Source organism: Chitinophaga sp. YIM B06452 (genome assembly GCF_039655965.1).
Taxonomy (GTDB): Bacteria; Bacteroidota; Bacteroidia; order Chitinophagales; family Chitinophagaceae; genus Chitinophaga.
This window is the reverse complement of sequence record NZ_JAWLKY010000001.1, coordinates 545,198-560,777: the sequence shown is the minus strand read 5'-3', so window position 1 is coordinate 560,777 and position 15,580 is coordinate 545,198. Positions and strand designations below refer to the sequence as shown.

Sequence of the window (15,580 nt, the reverse complement as noted above, 5' to 3'; positions counted from 1 at the left end):
GTTCCCCCGGCGTTCAGCCGGGGGAATTTTTTTTTAATTAATTTCGGCGTATGATAGGAAAGTTAGGTGGTCATGACGATACCATTGTTGCCATCGCTACAGCCCCCGGGGTAGGCGCCATAGCTGTGATAAGGCTCAGCGGCGCAGCAGCCATCACCATTACGGACAAACTGTTTCCCTCCCGGGACCTTACGGCCCAGCCCAGCCATACCCTGCATTTCGGGGGGCTGCACTTCCAGGGCCGGGTGATAGACGAAGTGGTGGTAAGCCTTTACCGCGCGCCACGTTCCTATACCGGCGAAGAGGTCGTGGAAATATCCTGTCATGGTTCGCCCTACATCCAGCAGCAGATCGTGGAAGCCTGCATCGCCTCCGGCGCCCGCCTGGCCCGGCCCGGCGAGTTTACCCAGCGCGCTTTCCTCAACGGCAAGCTGGACCTCACACAGGCCGAATCCGTTGCCGACCTCATTGCCAGCAACACCGCCGCCAGCCACCAAACCGCTCTGCAGCAAATGCGCGGTGGCTTTTCCCGCGAGCTGCAGGCGCTGCGCGAACAGCTTATCAAATTCTCCGCCCTCATAGAGCTGGAGCTCGACTTCAGCCAGGAAGACGTGGAGTTTGCAGACCGCACCGCCCTGTACGCCCTGGTGAACGAGGCGCTTACAGAAGTGGAAAAGCTGGTCACCTCCTTCAAAGTCGGCAACGTCATCAAAAACGGCGTGAACACCGCGATCATCGGCCGCCCCAACGCCGGTAAATCCACGCTGCTCAATACGCTCCTCAACGAAAACAGGGCCATCGTCAGCGATATCGCCGGCACCACGCGGGACACCATCGAGGAAGTGCTCAACATCGGCGGCATCCTCTTCCGCCTGATAGATACCGCCGGCATCCGCGAAAGCACAGACACCATCGAAAGCATCGGCGTGCAGAAGTCCCTGGAAAAAATGCGCGAAGCCGGCATCGTGATCTACCTGTTCGACGTAGCCGAACTCTCCGTAGATGATGTACTCGCCCAGGTACATGCCTTCGACAATGAGGGAATTTCTTACCTGTTAGTCGGAAACAAAACAGATGTGCTTGGCGCCGAAGAAGCCCGGGCAAAATTCGCGATGATACCCGGCATCATTTTCATCTCCGCCCGTGACCATGCACAGATCGGCGCGCTCAAAGACCAACTCGTATACCAGGTGATGGGCGGCGCCGTGAACACGGAAAACACGATCATCACCAACGTGCGCCACTATTCAGCATTACAGGAAGTGCTGAGTTCTTTGAAAGATGTGAAAGGAGGGATGGACGCCGGTTTGCCGGGGGATCTGCTGGCGCTGGATATACGGAGGTGTTTGCACTACCTGGCTGATATTGCGGGTGAGGTGACGAACGAGGATAGGTTGGATTTTATTTTTTCGAAGTTTTGTATCGGCAAATAACCACCTCCCCGCTAATAAATTTTTTCAATATGCAACAATGGCACAATAAGCTAGACCCAGTATTGAAAGACTTTATTCAAGCTATTTTAATTCTTGACAGCGCTGATCCTCCCGGGCCTGAAGATCTGCCCATATTTACCAACGGCATGCCGGCCTTATTGTGTACATCCCAAAACAACGAAAACCGCTTGTCGCTGTACGGAACGACCGTTCCAACGGAAAGATGGGCCGAATGGCGGAATGCTACTCTCATCGCTTTTTTCTTCAAGCCATTTGCCATGGGGCCTGTTTTTAAGTTATCCGCCCGGCAACTTAAGAATGAAGCAGTCGGGCTGAATCGCTGGAATGCACAAAAGGCAATGGCATTGACCATTCAATTGGCCTATGCCCGGTCAACAGCCGAAAAAATGGAGTTGCTGCAGCAATTTATTCTTTCACAGGTTGCAGCCAATCAACGGGAGTGCGCTATCATCCGGTATGCTACCGACAAAATACTGGAGAACCCGGAAGCTGATGTGTTGGCCCATATGCTGCACGAACTCAATCTCACGGAAAGAACATTTCAGCGGATATTTAAAAAGTATGTGGGTATAACAGCCAGCGAATACCGGCGGATTTGCCAGTTCCAGCTGGCTTTTTACCAGTTAAAGTCGCGGCAGTTCGATAAATTGACCGATGTGGCCTATGCCAACGGATATTTTGATCAGAGCCATTATATTCGTTCTTTTAAGGAATTTACAGCAACCACTCCCAATGATTACTTACAATTTGGACTGAAGAAAAAATAATGTCGGTTTTGTACAAGGCCATGTTTTGTGGCTGATGCATCTTTACATAAAAAATATAATGTATGAAAGAGCTGATCACACCATGCTTGTGGTTCGATAACCAGGCAAAAGAAGCCGCATCCTTGTATAGCAAATTATTTCCGGGTACGAAAGTCGTAGCGCAGTCACCTGTCGTCACCGAAATAGAGATAGCCGGGCAGCACATTACTTTATTGGATGGCGGGCCGATGTACAGGCCCAATCCGTCCATATCATTGTATTACATCTGCGAAACAGAAGAAGAATTGAAAAATGTCTGGGAAGGATTATCCGACGGCGGCTTTATACTGATGCCTTTGGATAAATATCCCTGGAGTGAAAAATACGGCTGGGTGAGCGACCGGTTTGGCATTTCATGGCAGGTTACCCTGGGAGCGATAGCAGCGGTGGGGCAAAAGATCACGCCCTTTTTTATGTTCGTTGGAGATCAATATGGCCGTGCGGAAGAGGCCGTCCGGCACTATACCTCCATATTTAAAAACTCAGGAACAGATGGAATACTCCGCTACTCAGAAAACGAACAACCCGATATAGCGGGAAAAGTAAAGCATGCAATGATAACCCTCGGCGGTCAGAAGTTCATGCTGATGGAAAGTGCACATGCTCATAAATTTGCTTTTAACGAAGGCGTTTCCCTGGCGATCCATTGCAACACGCAGGAAGAAATAGATTATTACTGGGAAAAATTAACGGAAAGCGGCATGGAAAGCAGGTGTGGCTGGTTAAAAGATAAATTCGGGGTTTCCTGGCAGGTAATACCTACTATTCTCGGGAAATTAATGACCGACCCCAACAAGGCCGGTAAAGCAGCGCAGGCGTTTATGCAGATGCGGAAGTTTGATATCGAAAAGATCGTACAGGCAACGCTTGAATAAATTTTCAGAACCAGGGCTATGCATCAACCGGTTACCGGGCAATCAATTTACACAACCGGGGATAAATAAAGCATTCCATCCGGAATGCTTTATTTATCTGCGTTATTGTTCGATAAGATACCTGGCCTTGAACTCTTCAGCGAATTGTTCCAGCTTAACCCGGCCGGTTACTCTGGCCCCGGCCGCAAAGAAATCTTCGGTGACAATGCCTGCCCTGATACCTTGCCCCAGTTCCGTTAAAAGGTCCGCTAATTCCGGCGGCAGGCCGGCAGACAGCATACCCTGTTTTAACTGATCGTCGGGGAAATTCATCCAGGGAAGCTCCGGCTTGCCGATTGCCTGGCCCAGTACAGCTGCAATTTCGTTTCCTGTGGTGATTTCACTAACGATGTATTTTACCTCAACTCCATTGCCTTTGCTCTGCAATTCCACGGCAAGGGCGGATGCGATATCTTCGGGATGAGCCAACGGCAGTTTATCATCTCCGCTATAATTATTACCCATGATATTCATGTTCCTGATCATAGGAATATCCCTGAAGAAATTATAGTAAAAGAAACCCGCTCTCAGCAAAGTAACGTCTACGCCGGACAATTGCCGGAATGTGTTCTCCACCCGGTGTGCTCCTTTAACAGGACCGGTGCCTTCAGGCGCATGTGCACCGACGCTGCTCAACATCACTACACGCTGCACACCGGCTGCCCTGATCGCATGAGCATATGCCTGCCCGGCCCCGGCTATATTTTCAACAATATGCTGAGCGCCCATCGCCGGAGGGGTCATGGCATAAACGGCATTGGCGCCTTCAAAGGCCTGGGTCAGGAAACCGGCATCACTTACCGAACCTACGGCAGGCGCGGCTCCTAATGCTTCAATAGCACCCCGCCTGCCAGGATTGCTGGTAATAACGGTTACTTCATGCCCTGCCTTGATCAGCATCCTGATTAATGGTTTGCTCACATTTCCGAGTGAGCCTGCTGTTGTGATTTTCATCTTTGGTAATTTAAAATTTGAATGGTAGTAGCGCTGTCTTTTTTATAATACCGGGTAGTCCGTATAACCGGCCGGACCCGGGGTATAGAGCGTATTGTAATCGGGTTGATTTAAAGCGGAGTCTGCCGCAATACGATGGTGCAGGTCCGGATTGGCAAGGAAGGCACGGCCAAAGGCAACGAGGTCGGCAAAGCCGGCATCTAGGGCTATGGCAGCCGTTTCAGGCGTAAGACCGTTGCAAAGGATGATGGTGCCTTTAAATCCTGTCCGTATGGCGTTTAAAGTTTTTTGAGGAATAGCGGCAGATACACCGATGTGCAGGTAGGCAATCCCGATCTTTTCCATTTCCGCAGCCAGCAGCGCGTATGTTTCATGTACTTCCTGTTCATCATAGGGGAGCAGGTCGCCCAGCGTAGAAAAGGGCGAAAACCGTACCCCTACCTTATCCGCTCCGATTGCGGCGGCCATTTCCTGCATCGTCCTGATGGCAAACAGGGCCCTGTTGGCGGTGCTTCCGCCCCAGCGGTCCCGGCGGTTATTGACATGCGGGTTCAGGAATTGTTCTACCAGGTACCCGTTGGCGCCATGCAGTTCTACTCCGTCGAAACCCGCTTCTATGGCATTGCGGGCGGCATTCACATGCTCGTCTATTACCATTTCCACTTCTTCATCCGTTAACGCGTCAGGCGCAGGGTATGGTTGGTTGCCCGCTGTATCCGTCCATATCTCACCGGCCGCTTTGATGGCCGAAGCACCGACCAGGCGGGCGCCGGGAGGAAGGTTGCCGGGATGACCGATACGCCCGGTATGCATGAGCTGTACGAAGATCTTACTGCCTCCTGCATGAACGGCATCAGTAACGGTTTTCCAGGCGCTTGTCTGTTCTTTGGAAAAGATGCCGGGTATCCTCGAATAGCCCAATGCATTGGGGGATGGCGCGGTACCCTCGGTGATGATAAGGCCGGCTCCGGTTCTTTGCGCGTAATAAGCCGCCATCAATTCGTTCGGCAGGTTCCTGGTAGCCCGGCTCCTGGTCATGGGCGCCATGACCAGGTGGTTTTTCAATTGTAAAGAGCCTTTCGTGTAAGGTGTTAGTAACGTATTCATGTTGTTATCGTTTGATGACAACACAAAATTGCGCGATCGCGAAAGGGTAAAATAACCGTTTAGGGTTGAAAAATAGTCTTATCCGCCGCTGGCGTATTTTTTCGGCTTGGTACCGTGATACTTCTCGAAGAGGCGCCCAAAGTGGCTGAGATTAGCAAAGCCAAGCTGGTAGCCTATTTCCGAAACAGATAAACCGCCATGTTTGAGGAGAAAGGCGGCTTCTTCCATCCTGGCCTGCTGATAGTAGTTATAGATCGTGTCGCCGAATATTTGTTTGAACAGGTCTTTCATCTTTGTCTGCCCCAACCCGGCCATCTTCGCGAGCTTCGGCAAACTGGGGGGCAAAGAAAGATCTGCAAGGATTGCTGTCCGGATCATGAATAGCTTTTCTACATCGTCTTTATGAACAGGGCTATGGCGTTGAGCTTCCCGCTTTTGCAGTTTCTCGAATACGAGGTAAAGCAGTTCCTGCACCTTGATCCTGTAATAAAAACTACCCAGTTCGTTGTCTTCACGGGCATCGGTCACCTGCTTCAGGAGCTTATGTATCTCAACGCTCATGCTTTCATAAAACAGGAACCCGGTTTCTGCATTTAATATGGTTTGCAGAACACTGTTGGGATTTTTAATGGCCAACAGGTCTTTTAAGGCATCTTTCCTGATCCCTACTACAATGAAGTATATATCTGTGTTGGCCGGGAAACTGATCTTCGAATTAAGATCTGTTGACGCGATCTGTATGGCAAACGCGCTGCTCCGGGAAAGAAGATCGGGTTTTTGCCCGGTATCCACGCTGGCTGCGGCTTCATTACCGTGAAATATCACGCTTACAAGATTATCGGGTGTATTGGTTCCTACCCTGTTCAGGATCAGATCCTCATTGAGCTTGTACCGGTGGACTATGAGCTTCATTTCTGCCGACAAGGCTATCCTCCTGATATTGCCAGTGCCCATGGCAGGCGGAATGATCAACCGGTCATCCTCCAGGGGGATGTTGAACTTTTTTGCAAAGCTCGTCATGAAATCGAACCCGGGGGTTGGTACAAATTCAAAAAACATACATAAATATAAAAAACACCCTGGGGATTTAACACGCTTGTACTACAACGGACGCCCGGGTTTTTACTTTTTACCGGCAGAATTCCATTTCTTTATATTATCTTAAAGCTCAACCTTACCGGGCACAACACCAATTGACCATTTAACAGGAACGAAACTGTTAAATGTTTTTTTGTTGTCAGTAAAATAATTGTTAAAATGACATTAATTGCCGGATTCCACGCCGGCTGCCCCTTATATAGCATAACAACAAAAAATCAATTCAACAATGAAACGCCTTATTTACCTGATTGCTTTCCCGTTCATGTATTGTTTTACTGCCAGCTCCCAACCGGCGGTCAAACATGCCCCGCGCGGCTTCGACTCCCTGCATGCGGACATCCCACGCGGTAAAATTGATACCATCGAATATTGGTCCGGCACAGTAGGTACAAAACGAAAGGCCGTGGTGTATACGCCTCCCGGTTTCGGAAGAAAAACAAAATACCCGGTGCTATACCTCCTGCACGGCATCGGCGGCGATGAAAAGGAATGGCTGAATGGCGGCAACCCGCAGGTGATACTGGACAACCTGTATGCCGAAGGGAAGGTTAACCCCATGATCGTAGTGATGCCCAACGGCAGGGCCATGAAAAATGACCGGGCAACAGGCGATATAATGCACCCGGAAAAAGTGCAGGCATTTGCAACTTTTGAACAGGACCTGCTGAAGGACCTGATCCCTTATATTGAAAAGTCATACCCCGTGATAACGGACCGGGAGCACCGCGCCATTGCAGGCCTTTCTATGGGCGGGGGGCAGTCGCTCAATTTTGGACTGGGCAACCTGGATAAATTTGCCTGGGTAGGAGGGTTTTCCTCCGCACCCAACACCAAAACGCCGGAGCTGCTGGTACCCGACCCCGCTATTGCCAAAAAGCAGTTGAAATTGCTTTGGATATCCTGCGGTGACAACGATCGCCTGATCGGTTTCAGCAGGCGTACCCATGATTATCTCCGCGAAAAGGGCGTTCCGCATATCTATTACATAGAGCCAGGTGTGCATGATTTCAAGGTGTGGAAGAACGGTTTATATATGTTTTCCCAGTTTTTATTTAAACCCGTTGATACTACAAGATTTTCTTATTATACCCTGAGCCCCGATACCCTTGGCGGGCCGCCTGCTTCCGTCGCCCCGCGCCTGAAAGCGCCGCAGGGCACTGGTGACAGGGGATTAAAAGATTATTACCGGGAATACTTCCCGGTAGGCGTGGCGGTATCACCCCGCGCATTAAAAAGTGATGAGGCTTCATTGATCACACAACATTTCAACAGCCTGACGCCCGAAAACGCCATGAAAATGGGCGTGATCCACCCGCAGGAGCATGTGTACAATTTCAGCGGGGCGGACTCCATTGTGGCCTTTGCATCGCGGAACAACATGAAAGTTCGCGGCCATACGCTTTGCTGGCACAACCAGGCGCCATCATGGATGTTCAGGGATGAAAAAGGGGATACCGTATCAAGGGAAGTCCTGATGCAACGTTTGAAAGAGCATATTACCTCTGTGGTAACAAGGTATAAAGGAAAAGTGTACGCCTGGGATGTGGTCAATGAAGTGATCAGCGACAGGAACGATGAATTTTACCGCAATTCAGCCTGGCTGCGTATCTGTGGGCCGGAGTTCATTGAAAAGGCATTTCACTGGGCCCATGAAGCTGATCCGGATGCCGTGCTCTTTTATAATGATTACAACGAGATCAGTCCTGTTAAAAGAGCAAAGATCATACGCATGATCAGCGGGCTGAAAGCAAGGGGAGTGCCTGTTCATGCCGTGGGGCTACAGGCGCATTGGGCTATCAATGAGCCTTCAGCTTTGCAGTTGGAAGAAACGTTGCGTGATTTTGCTTCGCTAAATATTCCATTGCAGCTTACTGAACTGGATATTTCAGTTTATCCCAGGGAACATGAGGCCAGGGCACGCGGGGCTCAGGATGCTGATACGGCATTTTCTGAAACAAGGGAACACCTGCAGGCGGAACAATATAAAATGTGCTTTGCAATATTCAGGAAGTATAAGCATGTTATATCAGGAATAACTTTCTGGAATATATCAGACAGGCATAGCTGGCTGGATAATTTCCCGGTACGGGGAAGAAAGGACCATCCTCTCCTGTTCGACGCAAACCTGCGCCCTAAAAAGGCCTTCATGGAAGTTACCGGGTTTTAAGGCGTGATATGATATTGTTATATCGCCCATCCTGAAAGAATATATTCTTTCAGGTGAAGACGAAGCTTCTTAATGGATTTGGTAAGGTGATATTGTGTGGCCTTTTGGGAAAGATTAAGGCGCTGCGAGATTTCGGGGATGGAGTAACCTTCAAGCCTGCTTAACCTGAATACACTTTTGGATTTTTCCGGCAAACGCTGCATGGCATTTTCAATGGCTTCCATTAATTCGTTCAGCGCTACATCATTTCCCGTAAGGTCATCCTGTTCCGGGACAAACCTTTTGTAATAGTCCCAGTGTTTCTTACGGACCATTTGCGATTCAATATAATTCAACACCCTGTTTTTTATGGCTGTATACAGGTAAGAGGTGAAATGGTTGATTGAAAGTGTTGAACGCTTGTCCCAAAGAGAAATAAAGAGGTCCTGTACAATTTCCTGCGTTGCCTCCTCTGAGCGTACCCTGGCGTAGGTCATGGCATGGGCCATCTTCCAGTATCGTTTGAATAATTCGGTAAAAGCATGCTCATTGCTTTGCCGGATGGCAAGCAAAAGTTCACTGTCTGTATAACCTGCGAAATGCAATCTGCCGGTAATTAAGTGTTAGGTAGACAAATATAAATTATCTGCCCATAAAAGTCAAGCCAGGGTTTAACAGTGATTTAATAAAAAAAATGGCCGGCATTTTAGACAAATCTCCCGCTGAACTGTCTCACTTATAAAGGCTGTATCATTTTTGATAAAAAGGGTCAACCTGGTTGATTACATGGAACAAAAGGATTTCTATGAGATATTGAGGAAATATCGGTTGGGACAGGCTTCTCCGGAAGAGGAAAAGATGATTGACGACTGGTATGAGGCTATGGGGAAACAGCCAGGCGAAACAACGGACATGCCGGACGAAGAAAAAGAGCGCAGGTATTGGGAAAACATTTCCGTACATGTAAACCGGTCCGGATCCCGCGGGGAAAGGCATTTACCGCGTTATGCGATAGTTGTGGCCGCATCGGTGTGCATTGCTATCGTTGCTCTTTTTTACCTGTACACCAGGGAATCCGCGCAAAGAACGCTGGCTGTGGGGAAAGACCAGGTTGTGGAAGCCGGGAAAATAATAAGAAGTACCGGTGACAGTATGGACCAATTCACATTGCCCGATGGAAGCAGGGTTACGCTGTCGCCGCATAGCAGTATCAGGTTCCCGGAACATTTTAATTTGCCGGCCAGGGAGATATACCTCGAGGGAGAGGGATTCTTTGAAGTAGTACCGGATGAAAAAAGCCCCTTCCTGGTGCATGCCAATGACATGACGACGAAGGTCCTTGGCACCAGCTTTAAAGTAAGGGCTTTCCAGGGAGACAATAAAGTGACGGTAGCGGTAAGAACCGGCCGCGTATCCGTTTTCAGGAGCCATGTATCTCATAATGAAAAGGCGGTTATTTTGACGGCGAATCAGCAGGTGGTATATGACAGGAAGGAGGAGAAACTCTACAGGCAGCTGGTTGAAGCCCCCCAGCCTTTGTTGCCACCGGCAGAGATTGACCGGATGCACTTTGAAGAGGCGCCGCTGAATGATATATTCCACGCACTTGAGAAAATCTACGGAGTTGATATCGTATTCGACGAAACCATTTTTTCTTCCTGCACACTGACGACATCCATCTCGGGCAATGACCTTTACAGGCGGCTGGATATTATCTGCAGCGCCATCGGGGCTACATATACGCTCGAGGAAAACAGGATCATCGTCAGGGGTAAGGGATGCGATTGATGGAGCGTCATTGCCAGGCAACTAAAAAATAACCGCGTTATGAATAATTCCACCTAAAACATTTCCACAAAATGAAAACCGGTGATGCGCTCACATCACCGGCCCTGTTGTCTTGACTCCCCGGTGGACCGGGGAGACCAAATCGTTTTTGCTGTTTTACAAACAAAAAACTGATCAAATGTATGAATAATACCAGATTCATTCAAGAGGTATGCTATGCCATTATGAAAGCCACAATCACACAATTACTGATGACGGTCCTGTTAACCTCCCTGGTTTCCGCGGCTCCCCTGATCACAGAGGGCCAGGGAATACTGGACAGGAAGGTTACGCTGGATGTGAACGAAAAGGAGGTCAAAACAGTTTTATCCGAGATCGGGAAACAGACCTCAGTTGTATTCACTTATAATCCCAGGCTGATCCGGTCATTCAGGAAGATCTCGCTTAAACTGGACGGCGCGCCTTTAGGAGATGTTCTTCGCCGGTTGTTTGACTCCAGTATTGCCGTGGTGGTACTGGAAGAGCTGGAGGAGATCGTGTTGAAGCCTAAACCGGCGGCTGATCCTGATCTCAACGTACTCCTGCGGTTATCCGTTACCGGGAAGGTGACCGGTGAATCAGATGAGCCATTGCCCGGCGTCAGCATACTTGAAAAAGGCACCACTAATGGTACGATAACTGATCCCAAGGGGTTGTTTAAAATTAATGTCGCTGGTAAGGATGCGGTACTGGTATTTACTTTTGTGGGGTATATCTCCCAGGAAGTGCGCGTAGGAGAGCAGGCTGGCATCAACGTTGCGCTGAAGCCGGATATTCAATCACTGGGAGAAACTGTTGTGGTTGGCTATGGTTCCCAGAAGAAAGCGACCTTAACGGGTTCGGTTTCGCAGGTATCAGGCGGTGAGATCGTCAAAAGCCCCTCTCCCAATGTAAGCGCTTCTTTGCAGGGCCGGCTTCCCGGCCTGATCGCCAATCAACGCAACGGGCAGCCCGGGAGAGACGATCCTAATATTGTGATACGTGGTACAGGAACCGTTCCGCAGTCAGGGAATACCGACGTCTTTAATGCGTTGCTCAGTGCGAATGCACCATTAATAGTGATCGATGGCGTTCCCCGCGATCAGCTTAGCCGTCTGAATCCGGAGGACATAGAAAGCATTTCGGTGCTCAAAGATGCTTCCGCTGCCATTTATGGGGCCCGCGCTGCCAATGGCGTTATTCTTGTTACCACCAGGAGCGGTTCCAAAGGGAAAGCAGACTTTACATTCACTTATAAATATGCCCTCGCTCAGCCTACAAAGATCCCTGACGTGCTGGATGCTGCAACCTTTGCGGAGGTTTATAACGAAGGCGTTTTTTACCGTTCCGGACGCAACCCCAACTATATACCCCAGTACTCTGCTGAGGCTATTCAAAAATACCGTAACGGATCCGATCCCATATTGTATCCCAATACAGATTGGGTGAAAGAGGTGCTGAAGCCACATTCATATCAGCATAACCTGAATCTTTTGGTAAACGGAGGCACAAACAATGTGCGTTATCTCATCTCTTTTGGCGCACTGGAACAAAATGGAAGTTTCAGGGCGGATCCTACTTTTTACAGGCAATACAATGCCCGTATAAAAATGGATGTAGACCTGGCCGAGAACTTTACCATAGGGGCAAATGTATACGCCATCCTGAATAAGAGGACTTATTCGCCTGTTATAACCAACGACAATTTTGTGAATATCCTGCAGGCTAACCCCACCCTCGTTGCCCGTTATCCCAATGGCCTGCTCGGTCCGGGAAGGCTTGGTCAAAGTCCCCTGCTCATGGATCAGCGCGGCTACGATAAAACCGATGATAACCCGCTTTATACTACCTTCACGGCAAGTTACAAAGTGCCTTTTATCCCGGGTCTCAGGCTGGACGCTTCCTTCAATTATGATCTGAGGAACTCCTACACAAAGATCTGGGAAACGCCCTATTTCTTTTATGAGTACAACCCCAATACAGGTAATTATGACAAAAACCAGGTGCCCCCATTAACTGCTTCTTTACGGGATCGTTCCGAAAAATGGACGACCATGCTTTATAACCTCAGGGTTACCTATGACAAGACCTTTCCGGGTGGCCACCATATAGGAGTGATGGCAGGTGGGGAACAGCAGCAGACCTCGTACAATTTTGTAGAGGCTTACAGGAAAAATTACCTGAGCGCTACGATCCCCCAGATCAACCAGGGATCTGCATCGGCCGTTGACAAGGATAATGCCGGCTCTGCCGGGAAGGGCGCTTATAATAACTACTTTGGGCGTTTGAACTATGATTTCAGATCAAAATACCTGCTGGAGTTTGTCTTCCGGTACGACGGTTCCCAAATATTTCCCCGGGGCAGGCGCTATGGATTCTTTCCCGGGATATCCGGTGGCTGGCGTTTATCAGAAGAGAAATTTATGCAAGACGCCTTCCCTTTTGTGAACCAGTTGAAAATCCGCGCCTCCTACGGTGAACTGGGTAATGACAGGATCCGGGCATTCCAGTTTTTACAGACTTTTTCCAACACGAGTTATGTATTTGGTACCACAACCGCACCGGGGCTGACTTCCGGCGTATTGGCCAACCCCGACGTTACGTGGGAACGGGCTAAAAAAACGGACATCGGTTTGGAAGGCCAGCTCTGGAAAGGAAAGTTTGGTTTTGACTTCACCTGGTGGATGCAAAAAAGACGGGACATTCTCGCACAGCGGTCTTTATCCATCCCGGCCACATTCGGATTTCCGGGACTTCCGGATATCAATTTCGGGAAAGTCAACAGCTACGGTTTCGAGTTAATACTGAGTCATAAAAATAACATCGGCCAGCTCTCTTACAATCTTAGCGGCAACGTAGCTTACCAGCGCAGCAAAGTTATTGACCTGGACGAGGTACCGCCTGCGGAGGAATATCAAAAGATCACAGGCAAGCCGGTGCTTACCGATCTGTATTACAAAGCAGATGGGATCTTTCATACACAGGAAGAATTGGACAAATACCCGCATGACCCTAATACCCAGGTCGGCGATATCAGGATTGCAGATCTTAACGGCGATGGCGTAATAAATGATAATGACCGGTATAGGCTGGATTATAATGCTATCCCAAGGTATGTGTTTGGCTTGAACACAAACTTTCAATACAAGGGTTTTGACCTGAATATATTCTTCCAGGGACAGACGGGGGCATATAATTATGATGGGACAGTGACTGCGCTTGGCGGGCAGGATTTTGCCAATTCTTCCGTATGGAGGGCTACTGACCGGTGGACGGTAAGTAACCCCGGCGGAAGCAGGCCGAGAGCAGACGCATACCAACGGGGAAACACCACCTTTTATCTCTTTGACGCAACTTTTGTAAGGCTGAAAACTGCTGAGCTGGGTTATAGTATTCCCGGGAGTATGCTGTCCCGGACAAGATTTATTAAAAGCCTTCGTATTTCCATCAGCGCATTCAACCTGGCCACCTGGTCGAAAGATGTTAAATGGGCCGATCCTGAATTCAATGGAGGTTATCTCAACTATCCCCAGCAACGTATCATCAGTTTCGGGGCCAGTGTTAAATTTTAAAGACAGTTATATGAAAAAAATATCAGGAATATTATTACTGTTAACGGTCATCGCTTCTTCGTGCAGGAGGGACATTTTGGATATTGATCCGCAGGACAGGACAGCTGAAACTGCGGTTTGGATTGATGAAAACCTGATCAAGGCTTATCACAACGAATTGTATAATTCCCTTCCACATGGATTTTATATTCATATGTATTCAAAATATACAGATGAGGCTTACAACAGCGCTCCCTGCTGTGGCGCCGACCTTTTTAAATTAAATACCTATAATCCCGATAACATTGGGCAGGCGGCCAGCGGAGATTTTTGGGGTGGATATATTTACTATTGGAACCAGGCTTATCAATATGTCAGGAAAATAAATGTATTCCTGGAGAAGATGGCGGCACCGGATGCTTTGCCATTCAATGATAAACCGCGGCTTATAGCAGAGGCCAAATTTCTGAGGGCCTTTATATATTTTAATCTTATTGAAAGATATGGAGGCGTACCTATTGTTACAAAAGCTTATGGGTTGAGTGATGTGGGTTCGGTAAGTTTTAAAAGAAACACCTTCGATGAATGTGTTGCATTTATTGAAAAGGATATTACCGAAGCTATACCTGACCTGCCGGCAAAGTATGCCTCCAACAATGAAAACTACGGACGGGCTACAAAAGACGCCTCTTACGCCCTGGTTTCGAGGTTGTTCCTGTATGCAGCCTCACCGTTATTTAATCCTGCCAACGATCAGCAAAAATGGCAGAAAGCGGCTGCGGCTGCGGCGGTGTTCACCGAAAATGATGACAGAGGATATACCCTTTACCCGGATTACCAGCGGCTGTTTAACCAACCCAGCGGGGCGTCGCAAAACGAGTACATATTTACCAGGAACTTTACCACGGTTAACGGCCACCAGGCCCCCGCACATAATCTCGGCAGGCGCTACGGCGCTTATGGAGGATGGTGGGCAAGTAACGGCCCTTCGCAAAACCTCGTTGACGATTATGATATGATCAATGGAGAGCCTGCGTTCAAATGGACGGGAAATACCCAAAGCGTTAACCCCGGTTCAGGCTATGACGCCAGCCGCCCCTACCGCAATCGTGATCCCCGTTTTGAGGCGACCATCATTCACGATTCTACCGTTTTTCACGGAGATAGGTTTGAAATGTGGGTTTCAGCCAATACAGACGCCTACGGATATGATTCCTGGAAACAAAGCAGCGACAACCCCCGTACCAGCTATCAGCTCAAAAAATTCATGCCCGAAGATCAACCCATCAGTTTCCAGGTCACTTATACCATACCCTGGCCTTTTTTCCGCCTGGCTGAAATTTATTTGAACTATGCTGAAGCAAAATTTGAATTGGGGGACGAGGCAACATGCCGCGAATATATCTCCAAAGTAAGGGCGAGGGCGGGAATGCCGCCCATACCTGATGCGGTAACAGGAGAGGCGCTCAGGCAAAGACTTTATAATGAAAGAAGAATAGAACTTGCATTTGAAGCCCACAGGTTTTTTGATATCAGGAGATGGAAAATTGCTAATATTATAGAGAACAGGCCGATACGCGGCATGGATATTATTAAGAACCTTTCAACAGGTGCTACTACATATAGTCCTGTGCAACTGCTGACAAAAAATCCTTACCAGGAAAAGATGAACCTTCTTCCTGTGGAAACAGCTGAAATAAGGAGAAATAAAGAACTGGAGCAAACCAAAGGCTGGTGATAA

Annotated in this window: 11 protein-coding genes; 7 read left to right on the top strand and 4 right to left on the bottom strand. The window is 48.7% G+C overall.

All coding sequences use genetic code 11. From position 1 onward, the window contains the following. Positions 1 to 50: 50 nt before the first annotated feature. From mnmE to R3I13_RS01915, 3 genes are all read left to right on the top strand, one after another. A complete protein-coding gene (gene mnmE / locus R3I13_RS01925) occupies positions 51 to 1,433 on the top strand; it encodes a tRNA uridine-5-carboxymethylaminomethyl(34) synthesis GTPase MnmE (protein ID WP_346316226.1) in 1,383 nt (460 codons plus the stop codon). Between the two features lie 29 nt (positions 1,434 to 1,462). After that, positions 1,463 to 2,221: a helix-turn-helix domain-containing protein gene (locus tag R3I13_RS01920; RefSeq protein ID WP_346316225.1), complete on the top strand. Its 759-nt coding sequence runs from the start codon at positions 1,463 to 1,465 to the stop codon at positions 2,219 to 2,221. 62 nt (positions 2,222 to 2,283) lie between these two features. Next, a complete protein-coding gene (locus tag R3I13_RS01915) occupies positions 2,284 to 3,135 on the top strand; it encodes a VOC family protein (protein WP_346316224.1) in 852 nt (283 codons plus the stop codon). 102 nt (positions 3,136 to 3,237) lie between these two features. Here R3I13_RS01915 and R3I13_RS01910 read toward each other — a convergent pair whose 3' ends face one another. The 3 genes from R3I13_RS01910 to R3I13_RS01900 all read right to left on the bottom strand — a co-directional run bounded on the left by R3I13_RS01910 (position 3,238) and on the right by R3I13_RS01900 (position 6,255). Further along, on the bottom strand, positions 3,238 to 4,128 hold the full coding sequence (locus R3I13_RS01910; protein WP_346316223.1) for an NmrA family NAD(P)-binding protein: 891 nt from the start codon (positions 4,126 to 4,128) through the stop codon (positions 3,238 to 3,240). A gap of 42 nt (positions 4,129 to 4,170) precedes the next feature. Continuing rightward, on the bottom strand, positions 4,171 to 5,235 hold the full coding sequence (locus R3I13_RS01905) for an alkene reductase (RefSeq protein ID WP_346316222.1): 1,065 nt from the start codon (positions 5,233 to 5,235) through the stop codon (positions 4,171 to 4,173). 78 nt (positions 5,236 to 5,313) lie between these two features. Next, entirely contained in the window at positions 5,314 to 6,255 is a 942-nt protein-coding gene (locus R3I13_RS01900; RefSeq protein ID WP_346316221.1) for an AraC family transcriptional regulator, read from the bottom strand. A 307-nt stretch (positions 6,256 to 6,562) separates the two neighbouring features. Here R3I13_RS01900 and R3I13_RS01895 point away from each other — a divergent pair, with 307 nt between their 5' ends. After that, on the top strand, positions 6,563 to 8,503 hold the full coding sequence (locus tag R3I13_RS01895) for an endo-1,4-beta-xylanase (protein WP_346316220.1): 1,941 nt from the start codon (positions 6,563 to 6,565) through the stop codon (positions 8,501 to 8,503). A 17-nt stretch (positions 8,504 to 8,520) separates the two neighbouring features. Here the strand turns inward: R3I13_RS01895 and R3I13_RS01890 are convergent, their stop codons facing one another. Further along, positions 8,521 to 9,087 carry an RNA polymerase sigma-70 factor gene (locus tag R3I13_RS01890; RefSeq protein ID WP_346316219.1) on the bottom strand — a complete coding sequence of 189 codons (567 nt, stop codon included), beginning with the start codon at positions 9,085 to 9,087 and terminating at the stop codon, positions 8,521 to 8,523. A 181-nt stretch (positions 9,088 to 9,268) separates the two neighbouring features. Here R3I13_RS01890 and R3I13_RS01885 point away from each other — a divergent pair, with 181 nt between their 5' ends. The 3 genes from R3I13_RS01885 to R3I13_RS01875 all read left to right on the top strand — a co-directional run bounded on the left by R3I13_RS01885 (position 9,269) and on the right by R3I13_RS01875 (position 15,577). Beyond that, on the top strand, positions 9,269 to 10,270 hold the full coding sequence (locus tag R3I13_RS01885) for a FecR domain-containing protein (protein WP_346316218.1): 1,002 nt from the start codon (positions 9,269 to 9,271) through the stop codon (positions 10,268 to 10,270). Positions 10,271 to 10,521: 251 nt separating this feature from the next. Then, positions 10,522 to 13,860, top strand: a complete 3,339-nt coding sequence (locus R3I13_RS01880) for a TonB-dependent receptor (RefSeq protein WP_346316217.1) — start codon at positions 10,522 to 10,524, stop codon at positions 13,858 to 13,860. A 10-nt stretch (positions 13,861 to 13,870) separates the two neighbouring features. Next, on the top strand, positions 13,871 to 15,577 hold the full coding sequence (locus R3I13_RS01875) for a RagB/SusD family nutrient uptake outer membrane protein (RefSeq protein WP_346316216.1): 1,707 nt from the start codon (positions 13,871 to 13,873) through the stop codon (positions 15,575 to 15,577). Positions 15,578 to 15,580 lie beyond the last annotated feature (3 nt).

What these genes read in the sequence shown, in the direction of transcription:
- mnmE (WP_346316226.1), top strand. Translation starts at nt 51, where the DNA reads ATGATAGGAAAGTTAGGTGGTCATGACGATACCATTGTTGCCATCGCT.
- R3I13_RS01920 (WP_346316225.1), top strand. Translation starts at nt 1,463, where the DNA reads ATGCAACAATGGCACAATAAGCTAGACCCAGTATTGAAAGACTTTATT.
- R3I13_RS01915 (WP_346316224.1), top strand. Translation starts at nt 2,284, where the DNA reads ATGAAAGAGCTGATCACACCATGCTTGTGGTTCGATAACCAGGCAAAA.
- R3I13_RS01910 (WP_346316223.1), bottom strand. Translation starts at nt 4,128, where the DNA reads ATGAAAATCACAACAGCAGGCTCACTCGGAAATGTGAGCAAACCATTA.
- R3I13_RS01905 (WP_346316222.1), bottom strand. Translation starts at nt 5,235, where the DNA reads ATGAATACGTTACTAACACCTTACACGAAAGGCTCTTTACAATTGAAA.
- R3I13_RS01900 (WP_346316221.1), bottom strand. Translation starts at nt 6,255, where the DNA reads ATGACGAGCTTTGCAAAAAAGTTCAACATCCCCCTGGAGGATGACCGG.
- R3I13_RS01895 (WP_346316220.1), top strand. Translation starts at nt 6,563, where the DNA reads ATGAAACGCCTTATTTACCTGATTGCTTTCCCGTTCATGTATTGTTTT.
- R3I13_RS01885 (WP_346316218.1), top strand. Translation starts at nt 9,269, where the DNA reads ATGGAACAAAAGGATTTCTATGAGATATTGAGGAAATATCGGTTGGGA.
- R3I13_RS01880 (WP_346316217.1), top strand. Translation starts at nt 10,522, where the DNA reads ATGACGGTCCTGTTAACCTCCCTGGTTTCCGCGGCTCCCCTGATCACA.
- R3I13_RS01875 (WP_346316216.1), top strand. Translation starts at nt 13,871, where the DNA reads ATGAAAAAAATATCAGGAATATTATTACTGTTAACGGTCATCGCTTCT.